The organism is Tumebacillus lipolyticus, from assembly GCF_042682745.1.
GTDB lineage: Bacteria > Bacillota > Bacilli > Tumebacillales > Tumebacillaceae > Tumebacillus_A > Tumebacillus_A lipolyticus.
Window position 1 is genome coordinate 876,582 of the sequence record NZ_JBHUIO010000005.1, and the last position, 12,502, is coordinate 889,083.

The following is a 12,502-nucleotide window of genomic DNA, read 5'->3' on the forward strand; positions in this document are numbered from 1 at the left end:
TGTGTCTTTTGTCATTTCCATTCCAACACCTTCTTTTTCCAGGCATAGACCAGACCGATAGCCAACAGTCCGAGGAAGATCAGCATCTCGACCAGACCGAACAGGCCGAGGCTCTCAAAAGATACTGCCCATGGATACAGGTACATAATTTCGACGTCAAACACCACAAACATAAGTGCAAATAGATAGTAGCGGACGTTATACCGCACGTGTGCTTCACCGAATGGTTCAACGCCGGACTCATAGGTCGTCAGCTTCTCCGGCGTCGGGTTTTTCGGACGCAAGAGCGGCCCGAGAATCCACAACGCCCCGATCGGGAGCAACAAGCCTAAAGCGAGGAACAGGGTGATGAAAACGTAACTGTTCCAAAACGAGACCATACTAGCCCCTCCATCTTCAAAAAGATTTCACAGTTTTGCCCCCAACATTATAACAAAGTCGAGAAGCCATGTAAAACCATGCTTCAAGCGCAAGTACAGGGCAAAAAACAGACTCTCTCATAGCATTTTCCAAATCTGTCCGTTTTTACTCGACAGAAAATATCAAAGAACAGCAAAGCCCCACACATGGATGTGTGGAGCCTGAGCTGTATGGAGTTTAGCGGTTGTTCTTCGCCACATTCAGACGATTGATCGCACGCTGAAGCGCAATTTCCGCACGGGATTGATCGAGGCTATCCGAACGATCAGCCAAACGGCGTTCCGCACGCTCTTTCGCGCGGGTCGCACGGTCGACATCGATCTCTTCTGGCAGCTCTGCCGCTTCTGCGAGCACAGTTACCTTCTCCGGTTTCACTTCGAGGAAGCCACCGGCGACGGAGATCACATCTTCGCCTTGGTCAGTCTTTACACGGAGGGTGCTGATCTTCAAGGTGGTGACGACCGGCGTGTGACCCGCCATGATGCCGAGGTCGCCGTCGCCGCCGCGAGCGATGATCAGGTTTGCCTCTTTCGAGTACACCTTGCGTTCAGGAGTGACGATTTCGATAGGCATTTTGTTCATATCGGTTACCTCCTAAGCCCAAGATGGAGCTTTAGGCATTATTCTTCGCACGCTCGACAACTTCGTCGATCGTACCCGCCATGTAGAAATCACCCTCCGGAATGTCGTCGTGCTTGCCTTCGAGGATTTCTTTGAAACCGCGAACCGTGTCGGCGATCTTCACATAGCGTCCCGGCTTACCGGTGAACTGTTCTGCAACGTTCATCGGCTGCGTCAGGAAACGCTGGATTTTACGAGCGCGCGCAACGGTCGATTTGTCCTCATCGCTCAACTCGTCCATCCCGAGGATCGCGATGATGTCTTGCAGTTCTTTATAGCGCTGCAGAACGGACTGAACGCCGCGTGCTACAGTGTAGTGCTCTTCGCCTACGATGTCCGGGGACAGTGCGCGGGACGTAGAAGCGAGCGGGTCAACCGCCGGGAACAGCGCTTGCTCGGCGATTTTACGCTCAAGGTTGGTCGTCGCATCCAAGTGAGCGAACGCGGTTGCCGGAGCCGGGTCGGTGTAGTCGTCGGCCGGAACGTAGATCGCTTGGATCGAGGTGACAGAACCTTTTTTGGTCGAGGTGATCCGCTCTTGCAGCTGACCCATCTCAGTTGCCAGGGTCGGCTGGTAACCTACTGCGGACGGCATACGGCCGAGCAGTGCGGATACTTCGGAACCCGCTTGGGTGAAGCGGAAGATGTTGTCGATGAAGAAGAGAACGTCGCGCTCTTCCACATCGCGGAAGTATTCAGCGATGGTCAGACCGGTCAGCGCTACGCGAGCACGTGCGCCCGGCGGCTCGTTCATCTGGCCGAAGACCATGGCGGTCTTCTCGATTACGCCAGAATCTCTCATCTCGTGGTAGAGGTCGTTCCCTTCGCGGGTACGCTCACCAACACCTGCGAATACGGAGAAACCGCCGTGCTGCTTCGCGATGTTGTGGATGAGCTCCTGGATGGTAACGGTCTTACCTACACCAGCACCGCCGAACAGACCGATCTTACCGCCCTTGATGTACGGTGCGAGCAAGTCGATAACTTTGATGCCAGTTTCGAAGATTTCAACCTTGGTGGACAGATCTGCATACTCCGGTGCCGGAGAGTGGATCGGGTCTCTGCGCTCAACTGCGACCGGACCTGCTTCGTCGATCGTATCCCCGAGGATGTTGAAGATGCGGCCCAGAGTAGCCGGTCCGACCGGCACGGAGATCGGAGCGCCGGAGTCAACAACTTCCATCCCGCGCACCAGGCCGTCGGTGGAAGACATTGCGATCGTACGAACAACATTGTTACCGAGATGAAGCGCGACTTCAAGCGTGAGGTTGATGTCAGTTTCACCTTCGTTTTGTGCTTTATACGTAATGGTCAGTGCGTTGTTGAGAGCCGGAAGCTGTCCTTCCGGGAAACGAACGTCTACAACTGCGCCCAGAACCTGATTGATACGTCCAGTGTTCACACGTTTCCCTCCATTCGTGCGTTCTTATGGGTGCTTATGATTCGAGTGCTGCAGCACCGCCGACAATCTCGGTGATCTGCGTGGTGATCGCCGCTTGACGAGCGCGGTTGAGCGCCAGCGTCAAGTTGTTGATGATCGTCGCTGCGTTATCTGTCGCAGCGCCCATCGCTGTCATCCGGGCACCGAACTCGGAAGCTTTCGATTCCAGCGCGGCGGAGAAGATCAACGTCTCAGCGTACTTCGGCAGGAGATTGTCCAGAACCGCTTCAGCCGATGGCTCGTAATCGTATTTTGCTGTGATCGTCCCTGGTGCCGGCTTCTCCTTCTGAGCGCCCACATCTTCCAGCGGGAGCAGTTTGCGGGAGACCGGGTTTTGCACGAGCGGGTTGACGAACTCGTTGTAGAGCACGTACACCTCGTCATACACACCGTCTTGGAACAGTTGCACAACTTGAGTAGCTACAGACTTAATATCCGCATAGGTCGGATTGTCCGACAGACCAACAACTTCACCGACGAGCGGGTATCCACGACGCTTGAAGAAGTCGCGCGCCTTGCGACCGATCGCAAAAACTGCATACTCGTTTTGCGATTTGCCACGCATTTGGTTCACAGCAGTACGGATGACCTGTGCGTTGAAAGAACCTGCGAGGCCGCGGTCGGAGGAGATGACCACATAACCGGTTTTCTTAACAGGGCGCGAAACCAACATCGGATGGTTCACTGCGCCGCTGCCAGATGCGATGCTACCGATTACTTCTTCAAGTTTTGCTGCGTACGGGCGCGCTTGTTCTGTGCGCTCTTGTGCCCGGCGCAACCTTGCCGCAGCTACCATTTTCATCGCTTTGGTGATTTGTTGGGTGTTTTTCACGGACCGAATCCGCTGACGAATGTCGCGGGTATTTGCCATGATTCCACCACCTTACCAGATGAAATGGTTATGCTAGACGACAGCTTGGATTACCCAACGAAAGTCGTTTTGAACTTCGCGACCGCTTCTTTGAGCAGCGCTTCAGTCTCTTTGGAGAGGTCTTTGCTCTCGACGATCGCTTTTGCGATCTGCGGATAGTTGGTGTCCGCAAACGCCAGCCATTCGGATTCGAAGCGACGAATGGAAGTGACCGGAACATCGTCCGCATGTCCGTTTACAGCCGCCCAGAGGGAGATGACCTGCTTTTCAACAGTCAGCGGCTGGTATTGACCTTGTTTCAGGATCTCAACGAGGCGAGCACCGCGGTCGAGACGCGCTTGGGTCGCTTTGTCGAGGTCGGAGCCGAACTGTGCGAACGCTTGCAGTTCGCGGTATTGCGCGAGGTCAAGACGCAGGGTACCTGCAACCTTTTTCATCGCTTTGATCTGAGCGGAACCACCTACGCGAGATACGGAGAGACCTACGTTTACTGCCGGGCGTTGACCGGAGTTGAACAGGTCGGACTCCAGGAAGATCTGGCCGTCGGTGATGGAGATTACGTTGGTCGGGATGTACGCCGAAACGTCACCCGCTTGGGTCTCGATGAACGGCAGCGCGGTCAGAGAACCGCCACCGCGTGCGTCAGACAGCTTCGCTGCGCGCTCCAGCAGACGGGAGTGCAGGTAGAAGACGTCGCCCGGGAATGCTTCGCGGCCCGGAGGACGGCGCATCAGCAGGGACATTTCGCGGTATGCTGCAGCTTGTTTGGACAGGTCATCGTATACGCAGAGAACGTGACCGCCCTTGTACATGAAGTATTCGCCCATCGCGCAACCTGCGTACGGAGCCAGGAAGAGCAGCGGAGCCGGATCGGATGCGGATGCGGAAACGACGATGGTGTACTCCATCGCACCGTGCTTGCGCAGGGTTTCCACAACTTGTGCGATCGTCGATTGCTTTTGGCCGATTGCGACGTATACGCAGATGACGCCTTGGCCTTTTTGGTTGATGATCGTGTCGAGCGAAACGGCAGTTTTACCCGTTTGGCGGTCACCGATGATCAGCTCGCGCTGACCGCGGCCGACCGGGATCATCGCGTCGATCGCTTTGATACCCGTTTGCATCGGCTCGTGAACCGATTTACGGTCGATAACGCCCGGAGCCGGAGACTCGATCGGACGGAATTCTTTCGTTTCGATCGGGCCGCGGCCGTCGATCGGTTGACCGAGAGCGTTTACAACGCGGCCGATCAGTGCTTCACCTACCGGAACTTGCGCGATGCGGCCGGTACGTTTTACTTGGTCGCCTTCTTTGATACCGAGAACGGTACCGAGGACAACCGCACCGACGTTGTTTTCTTCAAGGTTGAACGCCATACCCAAGGTGCCGTTCGGGAATTCGAGAAGTTCCCCGGCCATTACTTTCTCAAGACCATGGATACGAGCAATACCGTCACCAACTTGAATTACGGTGCCTACGTCGTATACTTGAACTTCAGATTGATAGTTTTCAATCTGCTGCTTGATCAGCGAACTGATTTCTTCAGGACGAATGCTCATGATCTCACCCCAGTCGTACTAGTATTTGAGCGTTTGACGGAAACGTTCGAGCTGGCCGGTTACGGAGTAGTCGAGGACACGGTCTCCGATGCGGACTTTCAGCCCACCGATCAGAGACGGGTTGACTTTCGCCGCAAACTCCACCTGCTTGCCGTTTACGCCAAGCTTGGATTTCAGCGCGTTCAGTTCTTCATCAGAAAGCTGAACTGCCGATTCTACTTCCGCCTTGATGCGACCGCGAGCCGCATCTGCCAATTCAACATACGTTGCGCCGATCTCTACGATCGCATCTTGGCGACGGCGGTCGAACAGCAGGTTCAGGAAATTGAGAACGAGGTCTGAAACGCGACCCTGAAACAGCTCTGCAACCTGCTTTTTCTTCGCGTCGATCGAAATGCCAGGGTGCTCAAGGACGTTCATCAGCTCCGGGTGGGAGTTGAAGACGTCGAGGATGCTCCCCAGTTCCTTTTCGACCGAATCAACTTGATTGCGTTCGCTCGCAACACTGTACAAAGCTTCTGCGTAACGCTTCGCAACTACGGTGTTCTTCATACACGAACACCCATTTCTTTAACCGCTTCTTCGAAGAGAGCCTTATGCCCCTCTGCGTTCAGCTCTTTGCTCACGATCTTGCCTGCGAGGAGCACCGACAGGTTGCCCACTTGCTCGCGAAGTTCAGCGATTGCTTGCTCTTTTTCACGGTTGATGTCAGCCACAGCTTCTTCTTTCAGGCGGCGCGCTTCAGTTTCTGCAGCCGCGATGATGTCGGTCGCTTGCTTTTCGCCCGTGCGGCGAGCGTTCTCCATGAGTTCGTGCGCGTCTTGCTTCGCCTTGTCGATCGCAGAGCGATGTTCAGCAGCCAGACGGTCCGCTTCCTCACGGTTTTTCTCAGCCGTGGTGATCTGATTCTCGATATATTGAGCGCGTTCGTTCATCACACGCATGAGAGGACCAAATGCAAACTTGCGCAGCAACAGGAAGAGGATGACAAACACTCCGAGCTGGACAAGCATGGTTCCCAGTTGCAATTCCATTGAAATTCACTCCTTTCGAGGTGGACAAAAGGAAGGCGCAGGCGTGTAACAGCGCCCCGCCGTCCTGCTGATCGTCCGGAATGGTTTAGCGAGATGCGAAGAGGATCAAACCGATTGCAACGGAGATAACTGGGAGTGCCTCTACGAGACCCAGACCGATAAACATTTGAGTTTGCAGCATACCTTTTGCTTCCGGTTGACGAGCGATACCTTCGATTGTGCGGCCTACAACAAGACCGTTACCGATACCAGCACCAACAGCTGCGAGACCAAGGCACAGAGCGATTGCAGTTTCCATGAGAAAAGAACCTCCTTAAGGTAGAGAGATAAATTTTATTGGATTGAAAGGGTAAAACGTGATGCCAGTGCGCCGCCGAGCTCTAGTGAGCTTCTTCTTTGTGCGGCAGTTTTTGCGAGATGTACACGAGGGTCAAAACGGTAAATACGAACGCTTGGATCGTACCTACGAACAGCGAGTACGCCAACCAGACGATCATCGGGATGCCGCCGAGCGGTACGAAGCCGAACAGCATCGGGACGCTCAGCAGGATGGCGATCAACACCTCACCCGCAAAGATGTTCCCGTAAAGACGCAGACCGAGCGTCAGGAACTTCGCCGCTTCATCGATCAGATGAAGGATGAAGAAGGCCGGGTTGGGCTCGAAGTAGTGCTTGAAGTAGCTCCGCGGGTTGCGCAGGCCGATGATGTGCGTCATGGTTACGATTCCGACCGACATCGCCATCGCGACGCTCAGGTTGGCAGTCGGCGACATAAACCAAGCGATGTGACCTTCCCCGCCATGCGCGTCGAGCATTCCTTGGGATACCCCGAGGGTCGGCTCTTGCACATGAGTGACGACGTTGGTGATCAGACCCATCTGGTTTGCCACGAAGAGGTAGATGATCAAAGTGAATGCGAGCGGAACATAAGTCATCGCACGGTCACCGATCGTGTCCTTCGCAAGGCCGGTGATGAAGTCGACCACCCACTCGAAGAAGTTCTGAATGCCGCGTGGTCGGCGAATGTTGATGTTCGCCACCGCCAGACGCGCCAGAACCAAAACGACCAGCGCAGCCAGCACGCTCGTTCCGATCGCAGTCAGGTTGACCGCCCAAATCCCTTCTCCGAGGGTAGGAAATAAGTGATCCATTTCAAATTTCACCCCTTCCAAGATAGCGTGATGGTGCTTATGAAGTTTTAAGTTTGCTGTATAGGAAGCCCACCAAGAGCACCAGCTGATAGACGAAGAAGCCGATCAGGAGCCCAGGAAGACTAACATACCCGATTTTGGGTTCTAAAGCTTGTACGACGAGCACCGCCCCGAGGATCATCACCATCCGGTACATCATGATGGTGCTCGGCCGTTTCCGCACTTGGCGCAAGGCGACATCTGCCGCCATCTCCGTCTGTTTGGAAGCGCTCACAGCAAAGTACAGACTGACAGCCGACCCGATGGTCAGGCCGGCAAAGAGCGACCGAAGGCTAGGCAACAGTGCCCAGAGTGCCGCAAAAACTAGCGTGACGGTCAAAGTGGATTTGACCGTTCTTCTGACAAGGCGCTGAAACTCGTTCATGTCGTGTCGAGACTCCCATCTTTACCTCAAAATGGCACATTGTTACAGTCACCTTGAGGTCGTAAATTTATGTATGTGAGTCCACAAAAAAACCTCTGAGCCACGAGGTTTCATCAGGTAAAACGCCAATCCCTTGTATGAAACCCCAACCCAGAGAACATACTACTATATCCCCCCTTGCCTTGTCAACGAAGCCAAGGGGGGTGAACACGTTCGAAAAGAGACTTTTATCTGCCGTTCATAAAACGGACAAAAAATTGTTAAAAGTCCCCTCGGAGCGGTGCCTTTTAGCGTTCAAACACGAGCGCTACACCTTGGCCGCCACCGATGCAAAGCGTCGCCAAGCCGCGTTTCGCATCGCGCTTTTCCATCTCGTGGATCAGCGAGACGAGCACGCGAGCGCCCGATGCGCCGATCGGATGGCCGAGGGCGATGGCACCGCCGTTGACGTTCAGCTTTTCGCGGGGAATCTCAAGCTCTTTGCCTACCGCCAAGGACTGTGCGGCAAACGCCTCGTTCGCTTCGATCAGGTCGATGTCGGCGATGGAGAGGTTCGCGCGCTCTAGCACCTTTTGGGTCGCGTAGATCGGGCCGAGCCCCATCACGTTCGGATCGAGGCCTGCCGACGCGTAGGCGCTGACGGTGCCGAGAATCTTCAGCCCGAGCTGTTCCGCCTTCTCGCGGGACATGACCAGGACGGCTGCTGCGCCGTCGTTGATGCCAGACGCGTTGCCTGCGGTGACGGTGCCTTCCTTTTTGAAGGCGGGTCGCAGCTTGCCGAGCGTCGCTGCGGTCGTGCCTGCGCGCGGGAACTCATCCTTGTCAAAGACGATCGGGTCGCCCTTGCGCTGCGGGATGCTCACCGGCACGATCTCGCCCTTGAATCGGTCAGATGCGAGCGCCGCTTCCGCCTTTTGTTGCGACCACGCGGAAAACTCGTCCTGCTCTTCGCGCGTCAGACCGTAGCGCTCCGCCACGTTCTCCGCGGTGATGCCCATATGCGTGTCATCAAATGCGCACCACAGGCCGTCGCGGATCATGATGTCGACCACTTTTTGATCGCCCATGCGGAACCCGGTACGTGCCCCTTCTAATAAATAGGGAGCGCGCGACATGTTCTCCATGCCGCCTGCGAGGATCACATCAGCATCGCCCGCCTTGATCGCCTGCGCAGCCAGCATGACCGCCTTCAGACCGGAGCCGCACACTTTGTTGATCGTCATCGAAGCGATCGTGTTCGGCAGGCCTGCCTTGACCGCTGCTTGACGCGCCGGGTTCTGCCCGAGGCCCGCCTGCAGCACGTTGCCCATGATCACTTCTTCCACCAGATCGGCAGACACTCCCGCGCGGTTTAACGCCTCTTGCAACACGATCGCGCCAAGCTCTGGAGCGGGAATCCCTGCCAGCGCGCCTTGAAAGTTGCCGATCGCTGTTCTAACAGCGCTCACAATCACTGCATCTCGATTCGACATTCAAAACTCTCCTCTCGAAAACAAACACTATTCCCACTATATATTCTCGACGCCCTCCTGTTTCCCTGCCGCATCCTTTGCACGCGCCGCCCTTCTGCGCCTCGCTCCTGCGGGCAAATGACCGTTCGCCTCTTTTCACTTCGGTTGATCGCGTGGTAAATTATCATCAACAGAGTGAATCTCACGCGTCCACGGAATAGGAGACATCGACATGCAATATTTGACCCTCGGCCAAAAGTTGCGCCTGAAGCGCAAAGAATTGGATCTCACGTTGAAGGACGTGGCAGGCGATCATATCTCTCCTGCGACGATCAGCCTCGTCGAGCGGGATCTGCAAGTTCCTTCTGAGGAACTGCTGCGCTACCTCGCCGAGCGGATGCAGACGCCCTACAGCTATTTTAAGGAAACGCCTGAGGAGACGCTCGGTCGCCGCGCGAAGACGCTGCTCGCCGAGGCGGAAGCGCTGGTGCTGCGCAGACGCTATTCGATGGCGTCGCGCTTTGCGGAAGAGATCCTGAGCGATGCGCAGGATCTGCGACTGCATTCGTACATCGCCCAATCGGCGCTTCTGCTCGCCCGCATCGCCCTGCTGCAGGAAGACTACCACAGCGCCAACGATCGCCTGTTTGAAGCGCAGTCTGCCGCCCACCTGTCTGGACATCATCAATGGCTTCCGCACATCTACCTTCAGTTTGCACAAGTTTCCTTCCGCCAAACGTTTTACGCACAGACGCTCGACTACCTGAAGCAGGCGGACCAATCTTTGCACGACCTACAGGACGATGAGCTGCGGCGCAAGGTTCTCTCTCTCCTATCGCAAACCTACCACAAGCTGGGCAAATACGACCAAGCGCTCGACGCCGCGCAGCAGGCGATCGCGCTCGTCTCGAAGATGAACAACTTGGAAGCGTATGCAGAATCGCTGCTCCTGCTCGGCACGACCTACCGCGAACAGGAGCAATACGACCAAGCGCTCGATCTGTTTCAGCAGGCGATGCGCATCTCGCGGCAGCTGGAGACTCAGCACGAGCTGTCCGAAGCGGAGCGCCACATGGCCGAGCTCTATGTGAAGACGGGTGACCATCAGCAGGCCAACCTGCACTACGAGCTGGCCATCCAGCAAAAACTGGCGCTCGGCGATCCTGCCCTGCTGGCGACGATGCTCGATCATGTCGAAGCGCTGCTCGATGCGGGCGAGGTGGCCGCTGCGCAAAGCCGCTTGCAGGCGGCGCTCGGCAGCGAGGTGATCTCCCTGTCGGAAGAGGATCGCGCGCGGGCGCTCGCCCTGTCCTATCAGATCTCCTGTCTCGTGGGCGACGAATCGACCGGCCGCCATGCGCTGGAAGAGAGCTTGCAGCTCGCCCGCAGTCAGGCGATGCCAGCGCGCCTGCCCGATCTGTTGGTCAAGCTGGGGCGCATCTGCGCCAAGGCGGGCGACCAGACGATGGCGACCCAGCTGTTTGGTGAAGCGCTGGCCGGCTATGAAAGCCTTGGCGTGATCATGCGACCAAGCTCCAAACAGGCGTAGAGCGTTCGGGAAACAGAAAAAGACCGTTGACAGCCATTCGCGTTGGCTCAACGGTCTTTTTTCTTGCGCTCCTCCCCTGGTGCAGCTCACGCCTCACAGCAGGGAAGCGCGAGTCAAGCGATGGGAAGGACATCTGCTAGACGGAGAACTCCCCCGGCTTGTCCCCCCGCCCGAAGTGGTGCAAGATCGCCTGCACGATCCGGTCGGACGCCTTTCCGTCACCGTACGGGTTGGTCGCGATCGACATCTTGCGGTGCGCCTCCTCGTCGGTGATCAGCTCGTTCGCCATTCTGTAGATCGTCTCCTCATCGGTGCCGGCCAGCTTCAGCGTGCCCGCATCGATCCCCTCAGGACGCTCGGTGGTATCGCGCAGCACCAGCACCGGAACGCCGAGCGAAGGCGCTTCCTCTTGGATGCCGCCCGAGTCGGTCAGGATCAGGTAGGCGCGAGACATGAAGTTGTGTCCATCATACACGTCCATCGGATCGGTCAGATGGATGCGCTGATGATCGCCCAAGATCTTGCGCGCCGGCTCCTGCACCGCCGGGTTCAGGTGCACCGGATAGACGACCACCAGGTCTTGATGCTCGTCCACCAAGCGGCGCACCGCGCGGAAGATGTTCTCCATCTTCTCGCCGAGGTTCTCCCGACGATGTGCCGTCATGAACACCAACCGCTGTCCTGGCTTCATCTGGTCGAGAATCGGGTGCGAGTAGGAATCGCGAACGGTGGTCTCCATCGCGTCGATCGCCGTGTTGCCGGTGACGATGATCGTCTGCTCGCGCTTGTTCTCCGCAAGCAGGTTCGCCCTCGACTGCTCGGTCGGCGCGAAGTGCAGATCTGCCATCACCCCGGTCAGCTGACGGTTCATCTCCTCCGGGAACGGCGAATACTTGTCGTGCGTTCGCAGCCCCGCCTCGACATGTCCGACCGCCACCTGTTGATAGAATGCTGCCAGTGCGCCGACAAACGTGGTCGAAGTGTCGCCGTGGACGAGCACGATCTGCGGCTGCTCCTTTTGGATCACTTCCTGCAGCCCTGCCAGCGCCTTGATCGTGACGCCGGTCAGCGTCTGCCTCTGCTCCATGATGTCCAGATCATAGTCGGGCGTGATCTCAAACAGCTCAAGCACTTGGTCGAGCATCTGGCGGTGTTGCGCCGTCACGCAGACGCGGGAGTGAATTTGCTCTCCCGCTCGCTCCAACGCTTTTACCAGCGGAGCCATCTTGACCGCTTCAGGACGGGTGCCGAACACCGTCAGTACACGAATGGGTTCCATCTTGTTCATCGCTCTCCTTTTCTCTGCCAAAACCTACTTCGTCCCAAACAGGCGGTCGCCCGCATCTCCGAGACCAGGTGTGATATAACCGTGATCGTCGAGGCGCTCATCGACAGCCGCCACGTAGATGTCCACATCCGGGTGCTCGCGCTGCACGACGGCGACGCCCTCTGGGGAGGCGATCAGGCACATCAGCTTGATGTTCTTCGCGCCGCGCTGTTTCATAAACGTGATCGCAGCAGCGGCCGACCCGCCGGTCGCAAGCATCGGGTCGACGGCGATCAGATCGCGCTCCTCGATGTCGGACGGCAACTTGCAGTAATACTCAACCGGCTGCAGCGTCTCCGGGTCGCGGTAGAGGCCGATATGGCCGACCTTCGCGCTTGGAATCAGGTTCAAGATGCCGTCCACCATGCCGAGCCCTGCGCGCAGGATCGGCACGACGCCGAGCTTCTTGCCGGCGAGGATCTTCGTCTTGGCGGTCGCGACCGGCGTGTCGATCGTCGTCTCCTCAAGCGGCAGATCGCGGGTCGCCTCGTAGGCCATCAGCATCGCCACCTCTTCGACCAGCTCGCGGAACTGCTTGGTTCCGGTGTGCTTGTCACGTATGTACGTCAATTTATGTTGGATCAACGGGTGATCAAAAACATAGACTTTGCTCATCGACAGATCTCCTTTTCCTTTCCAAATCTCTTCCCATTA

Annotated in this window: 14 protein-coding genes; 1 reads left to right on the plus strand and 13 read right to left on the minus strand. The window is 56.8% G+C overall.

All coding sequences use genetic code 11. The features are described from left to right. Window positions 1-11 precede the first annotated feature (11 nt). The 11 genes from ACFSOY_RS09285 to ACFSOY_RS09335 all read right to left on the minus strand — a co-directional run bounded on the left by ACFSOY_RS09285 (window position 12) and on the right by ACFSOY_RS09335 (window position 8,993). Window positions 12-380, minus strand: a complete 369-nt coding sequence (locus tag ACFSOY_RS09285) for an NADH-quinone oxidoreductase subunit A (protein WP_386045918.1) — start codon at window positions 378-380, stop codon at window positions 12-14. A 217-nt stretch (window positions 381-597) separates the two neighbouring features. Continuing rightward, window positions 598-1,002, minus strand: coding sequence for a F0F1 ATP synthase subunit epsilon (locus ACFSOY_RS09290; RefSeq protein ID WP_386045920.1), 405 nt, complete (start codon window positions 1,000-1,002; stop codon window positions 598-600). Between the two features lie 31 nt (window positions 1,003-1,033). Further along, the gene (atpD, locus tag ACFSOY_RS09295) at window positions 1,034-2,443 is read right to left on the minus strand and encodes a F0F1 ATP synthase subunit beta (RefSeq protein WP_386045921.1); all 1,410 of its coding nucleotides are present in this window, start codon (window positions 2,441-2,443) and stop codon (window positions 1,034-1,036) included. A gap of 34 nt (window positions 2,444-2,477) precedes the next feature. Further along, complete coding sequence (gene atpG, locus ACFSOY_RS09300; protein WP_386045923.1) at window positions 2,478-3,353, minus strand: ATP synthase F1 subunit gamma; 876 nt, start codon at window positions 3,351-3,353, stop codon at window positions 2,478-2,480. Between the two features lie 50 nt (window positions 3,354-3,403). Continuing rightward, the gene (atpA, locus tag ACFSOY_RS09305) at window positions 3,404-4,912 is read right to left on the minus strand and encodes a F0F1 ATP synthase subunit alpha (protein ID WP_386045925.1); all 1,509 of its coding nucleotides are present in this window, start codon (window positions 4,910-4,912) and stop codon (window positions 3,404-3,406) included. Between the two features lie 18 nt (window positions 4,913-4,930). Beyond that, window positions 4,931-5,464: a F0F1 ATP synthase subunit delta gene (locus tag ACFSOY_RS09310; protein ID WP_386045927.1), complete on the minus strand. Its 534-nt coding sequence runs from the start codon at window positions 5,462-5,464 to the stop codon at window positions 4,931-4,933. Then, complete coding sequence (atpF, locus tag ACFSOY_RS09315) at window positions 5,461-5,946, minus strand: F0F1 ATP synthase subunit B (RefSeq protein WP_386045929.1); 486 nt, start codon at window positions 5,944-5,946, stop codon at window positions 5,461-5,463. The genes ACFSOY_RS09310 and atpF overlap by 4 nt, the downstream gene beginning before the upstream one ends. Window positions 5,947-6,031: 85 nt before the next feature. Next, window positions 6,032-6,244: a F0F1 ATP synthase subunit C gene (gene atpE / locus ACFSOY_RS09320; RefSeq protein WP_386045931.1), complete on the minus strand. Its 213-nt coding sequence runs from the start codon at window positions 6,242-6,244 to the stop codon at window positions 6,032-6,034. Between the two features lie 82 nt (window positions 6,245-6,326). Next, window positions 6,327-7,097, minus strand: coding sequence for a F0F1 ATP synthase subunit A (gene atpB / locus ACFSOY_RS09325; protein ID WP_386045934.1), 771 nt, complete (start codon window positions 7,095-7,097; stop codon window positions 6,327-6,329). Between the two features lie 37 nt (window positions 7,098-7,134). Next, entirely contained in the window at window positions 7,135-7,521 is a 387-nt protein-coding gene (locus tag ACFSOY_RS09330) for a hypothetical protein (RefSeq protein ID WP_386045935.1), read from the minus strand. 287 nt (window positions 7,522-7,808) lie between these two features. Further along, window positions 7,809-8,993, minus strand: a complete 1,185-nt coding sequence (locus ACFSOY_RS09335) for an acetyl-CoA C-acetyltransferase (protein WP_386045937.1) — start codon at window positions 8,991-8,993, stop codon at window positions 7,809-7,811. Window positions 8,994-9,204: 211 nt separating this feature from the next. On the opposite strand from ACFSOY_RS09335, the gene ACFSOY_RS09340 reads away from it, so the two are divergent. Beyond that, window positions 9,205-10,521, plus strand: coding sequence for a tetratricopeptide repeat protein (locus ACFSOY_RS09340; protein WP_386045939.1), 1,317 nt, complete (start codon window positions 9,205-9,207; stop codon window positions 10,519-10,521). A 136-nt stretch (window positions 10,522-10,657) separates the two neighbouring features. Here the strand turns inward: ACFSOY_RS09340 and wecB are convergent, their stop codons facing one another. Continuing rightward, on the minus strand, window positions 10,658-11,800 hold the full coding sequence (gene wecB / locus ACFSOY_RS09345) for a non-hydrolyzing UDP-N-acetylglucosamine 2-epimerase (protein WP_386045941.1): 1,143 nt from the start codon (window positions 11,798-11,800) through the stop codon (window positions 10,658-10,660). 33 nt (window positions 11,801-11,833) lie between these two features. Then, window positions 11,834-12,463, minus strand: coding sequence for a uracil phosphoribosyltransferase (upp, locus tag ACFSOY_RS09350; protein ID WP_386045943.1), 630 nt, complete (start codon window positions 12,461-12,463; stop codon window positions 11,834-11,836). Window positions 12,464-12,502 lie beyond the last annotated feature (39 nt).

What these genes read in the sequence shown, in the direction of transcription:
- ACFSOY_RS09285 (WP_386045918.1), bottom strand. Translation starts at nt 380, where the DNA reads ATGGTCTCGTTTTGGAACAGTTACGTTTTCATCACCCTGTTCCTCGCT.
- ACFSOY_RS09290 (WP_386045920.1), bottom strand. Translation starts at nt 1,002, where the DNA reads ATGAACAAAATGCCTATCGAAATCGTCACTCCTGAACGCAAGGTGTAC.
- atpG (WP_386045923.1), bottom strand. Translation starts at nt 3,353, where the DNA reads ATGGCAAATACCCGCGACATTCGTCAGCGGATTCGGTCCGTGAAAAAC.
- atpA (WP_386045925.1), bottom strand. Translation starts at nt 4,912, where the DNA reads ATGAGCATTCGTCCTGAAGAAATCAGTTCGCTGATCAAGCAGCAGATT.
- ACFSOY_RS09310 (WP_386045927.1), bottom strand. Translation starts at nt 5,464, where the DNA reads ATGAAGAACACCGTAGTTGCGAAGCGTTACGCAGAAGCTTTGTACAGT.
- atpF (WP_386045929.1), bottom strand. Translation starts at nt 5,946, where the DNA reads ATGGAATTGCAACTGGGAACCATGCTTGTCCAGCTCGGAGTGTTTGTC.
- atpE (WP_386045931.1), bottom strand. Translation starts at nt 6,244, where the DNA reads ATGGAAACTGCAATCGCTCTGTGCCTTGGTCTCGCAGCTGTTGGTGCT.
- atpB (WP_386045934.1), bottom strand. Translation starts at nt 7,097, where the DNA reads ATGGATCACTTATTTCCTACCCTCGGAGAAGGGATTTGGGCGGTCAAC.
- ACFSOY_RS09330 (WP_386045935.1), bottom strand. Translation starts at nt 7,521, where the DNA reads ATGAACGAGTTTCAGCGCCTTGTCAGAAGAACGGTCAAATCCACTTTG.
- ACFSOY_RS09335 (WP_386045937.1), bottom strand. Translation starts at nt 8,993, where the DNA reads ATGTCGAATCGAGATGCAGTGATTGTGAGCGCTGTTAGAACAGCGATC.
- ACFSOY_RS09340 (WP_386045939.1), top strand. Translation starts at nt 9,205, where the DNA reads ATGCAATATTTGACCCTCGGCCAAAAGTTGCGCCTGAAGCGCAAAGAA.
- wecB (WP_386045941.1), bottom strand. Translation starts at nt 11,800, where the DNA reads ATGGAACCCATTCGTGTACTGACGGTGTTCGGCACCCGTCCTGAAGCG.
- upp (WP_386045943.1), bottom strand. Translation starts at nt 12,463, where the DNA reads ATGAGCAAAGTCTATGTTTTTGATCACCCGTTGATCCAACATAAATTG.